The 3,298-nt window shown below is 74.0% G+C and carries 3 protein-coding genes; all 3 read right to left on the bottom strand.

Annotation, left to right across the window (positions count from 1 at the left end):
- A partial coding sequence (locus B7767_RS30390; RefSeq protein WP_085574952.1) for a PP2C family protein-serine/threonine phosphatase occupies positions 1 to 1,087 on the bottom strand: 1,087 nt, incomplete at its 3' end.
- A gap of 336 nt (positions 1,088 to 1,423) precedes the next feature.
- Entirely contained in the window at positions 1,424 to 2,518 is a 1,095-nt protein-coding gene (locus tag B7767_RS30385; protein WP_085574951.1) for a C40 family peptidase, read from the bottom strand.
- Positions 2,519 to 2,707: 189 nt separating this feature from the next.
- On the bottom strand, positions 2,708 to 3,298 hold a 591-nt coding region (locus B7767_RS30380), incomplete at its 5' end, for an SAM-dependent methyltransferase (protein WP_085574950.1).

Raw genomic sequence — 3,298 nt, 5'->3', positions numbered from 1 at the left:
CCGGGCCGTTGTTGTCGTACGGCAGCAGCCGCGCGGGGTGCCCGGGGCGGGCGAGCAGCGGCGACGGGTGGCCGGCCAGGCACAGGCCCGCCCGGCGGCCGTCCGGCGCGATGTCCACCGTGCACAGGGTCGCGAAGATCTCGTCGTCCGACCGCTCGTGCTCCAGCACCTGCTGCAGCGTGCCCAGCAGCTGGTCCCCGCACAGTCCCGCCAGGGTCAGCGCGCGCCAGGCGATGCGCAGCTCCACACCGAGCGCGGCCTCGTCCGGGCCGTGCCCGCAGACGTCGCCGATCATGGCGTGCACGGTGCCGTCCGGGGTGCGGACGACGTCGTAGAAGTCCCCGCCGAGCAGGGCGCGGGAGCGGCCGGGGCGGTAGCGGGCGGCGAACCGCAGCGGGGAGCCGTCCAGCAGCGGGGTGGGCAGCAGGCCGCGTTCCAGCCGGCGGTTCTCCTGGGCGCGCACGCGGCCCTCGGCGAGCCGCCGCTCGGCGGAGTCGGACCGCTTGCGCTCCACCGCGTACCGGATCGCCCGGCTCAGCAGCCGGCCGTCCAGCTCGTCGCGGACGAGGTAGTCCTGGGCGCCCACCCGTACGGCCTCGGCGCCGCGCTCGGTGTCGTCGGCGCCGGTGAGCGCGAGGACGGCGTGCCGGGGCGCGAGCTCCAGGACGTGCTTGAGTACGGCGAGCTCGTCGTCACCGCCGCCCGCCCGGCCGGGCGCGGGCAGCGCGAGGTCCAGCAGGATGCAGTGGACGTCGTCGGTCAGCAGCCGCTCGGCCTCGGTGAGGTTGCGGGCGGTGCGGACGCGGATCGGCTTGCCGGACTGGTCGAGCAGCTCCGGCACGATCGGCGACCCGCCGGGGTCGTCCTCGATCAGCAGCAGTGTGAGGTTGGTGTGGGCGGCCGTCTCGGCCCGGTCCGGCGCGGTGCCGGCCGGGTCCGCCGTGTGCTCGGACGGGGCCGTCGCGCGCGGGGCCGTCACCCCGGCCTCCGGGGAGTCCTGGGCGGAGCCGCCGTTCGGTGCGGCGGTCGGCGCCTGACCACCTTCCACGGCCGGGATCGCTCTCTGCCGCGGTACGGGTGCGGGCATTGTTGCGGGTTCCTTCCCTCCCCCCGAGGGCACGGTGGGGGCTTCGGCCGTAGGCCTGTGTCCTGCTCCCACCTCGGGGCGCGAGCAGGGGATGCCCCCTTCGAACGGGGACCATAGCGGCTGACGGCGCCGCAGCGGAATGGTGTGAACCACGCCGCTCCGCCGTCGGCCCCCGTCATATGCCGCGTTTGCTACCGCAGTTGGACAGCCTGAGGACGCCGCGGGAATGACGAACGTCACGTCCGCAGGAGGTTTGGTGGAAAGATCGACGTGTACTGGGTCACGTGGCGCATGTCACCGGGGTGTTGAGCGGCCGGCCGGGAGGGCGCGAACCGCTCAGTTCGCGTCCGCGTCCGGCCGTACCACCCCGAGGATCGGCATCGATCCGGCCCCCGCGAGCGTCACCGTCCGCCCCGGGCGCGGGGCGTGCACCATCATGCCGTCCCCGACGTACATCCCCACGTGGCTGGCGTCGTCGAAGTAGATGACGAGGTCACCGGGCCGCATGTCCTTGATGTCGACGCGCCGGAGCTGCTCCCACTGCGCCTGCGAGGTGCGCGGCATGCTCCGCCCGGCCGAGATCCAGGCCTGTGAGGTCAGCCCGGAGCAGTCGTACGTGTTCGGCCCCTCGGCGCCCCACTGGTAGGGCTTGCCGATCTGGGCGGTGGCGTACGCGACGGCCTTCGCGCCCTGCTCCGTCGCCTTGCCCCTGATCTCGTCGAGGATGCCGGAGCCCAGCCACGAGGCCTGCGCCTCGGCGGCGGCCCGCTTCTCCAGCAGGGCCAGGCGCTCCTTCTCCACCTGCTCCAGTTCGGACTCGACCTTCTCGGCCGCCTCGATCCGCGCCTCGATCTTCTTCTGCGCCTCGGCCTTGGCCTTGCGGCCCGCCTCCAGCTTCGTCATCTGCGCTTCGGCGTCCTGCGCGTACTGCTCCAAGTCCTGCTGGGTGCGGGTCATTTCCCCGAGCAGGCCCCTGGTCGCGTGCTCGCCCTGGCGCACCCGGCCCGCGCCGTCGAGGAAATCCTGCGGGTCGTCGCTCAGCATCAGGTGGGCCTCGGGCGGAAGCCCGCCGCCGCGGTACTGGGCGGCGGCCGCCGCGCCCGCGCGGGTCTTCAGCTCGGCGAGTCTCTCCCGGCCCTCGACGATCTTCTTCGCCAGCCGGACGATCTGGGCGGACTGCTGCCGCGCCTTCTCCTCGGCGGCGTTGTACTCCTCGGTGGCGACGGCCGCCGCGCGGTAGAGCTTGTCGAGCTTCTCGCGTACGGCTTCGAGCTCCTTGTCCTGGTCGGCGACCACGGTGACGCTCGCGGTCGTGCCCGGGGACGGCGGGGGAGCGGGAGCCGCGAACGCCGTACCGGGCAGGGCCAGTACGGTGACCGCGCAGACCACGGTCACAGCCGTCGTGAGCAACCCGCGCTTGGCCGTCTCCATGACTCGCACCCCCGTTGATTAATCGTCAGTAACATATGGTCGCCCGGTGGATGCTGTCATGCCGACGCGCGAAACGACAGAGGGAGGGCGCCCCGTGTCCCGCTCCCCGGTCTTCCCGGAGCGGTGATCATCCCGCCCGTGTGACGAACGACTCACGCGGATCGTTCCCGCTCCGCGGGCGGCGCGGAGTCACCCCCGCGGCGCCAGCGCCTTCCACCGCACCGTCACTTCCCCCTGCCGCCACCGTCCCGGCCCGTCCGACACCGGCCAGTCGGCCGTGAGGTCCCGCACCGCCCGGATCCAGCGCTGCCGCGCGCCGTACGAGGCGTAGGGCGCGGCGGCGGCCCAGGCGCGGTCGAAGTCGCGCAGGAAGGCGTGCACCGGTTCGCCCGGCACATTGCGGTGGATGAGCGCCTTCGGGAGGCGTTCCGCCAGGTCGGAAGGGCGCTCCAGGGAGCCGAGGCGGGTCGCGAAGGTGACCGTGCGCGGCCCTTCGGGGCCGAGGGCGACCCATACGTGCCGGCGCCCGATCTCGTCGCAGGTCCCCTCGACCAGCAGCCCGCCGCGCGAGCCCGTGGCCGGGTCGGCGGGGGCGAGCCGGGCGCACAGCCGCCGCCACACGGCGGCGACCTCGGCCTCGTCGTACTGGCGCAGCACGTTCGCCGCGCGGACCAGCACCGGCCGTCCGGGGACCGGGACCTCGAAGCCGCCGCGGAGGAAGGCCAGCCCCTCGCGCTCGTACGGCCGTGCCGCCGCGACCCGGGCCGGTTCGATCTCGAC

This window comes from Streptomyces sp. 13-12-16, assembly GCF_002114215.1.
In the GTDB taxonomy this organism is placed as follows: domain Bacteria; phylum Actinomycetota; class Actinomycetes; order Streptomycetales; family Streptomycetaceae; genus Streptomyces.
Note: the sequence above shows the minus strand (reverse complement) of the source record. Positions and strands in the feature narration are given on the sequence as shown.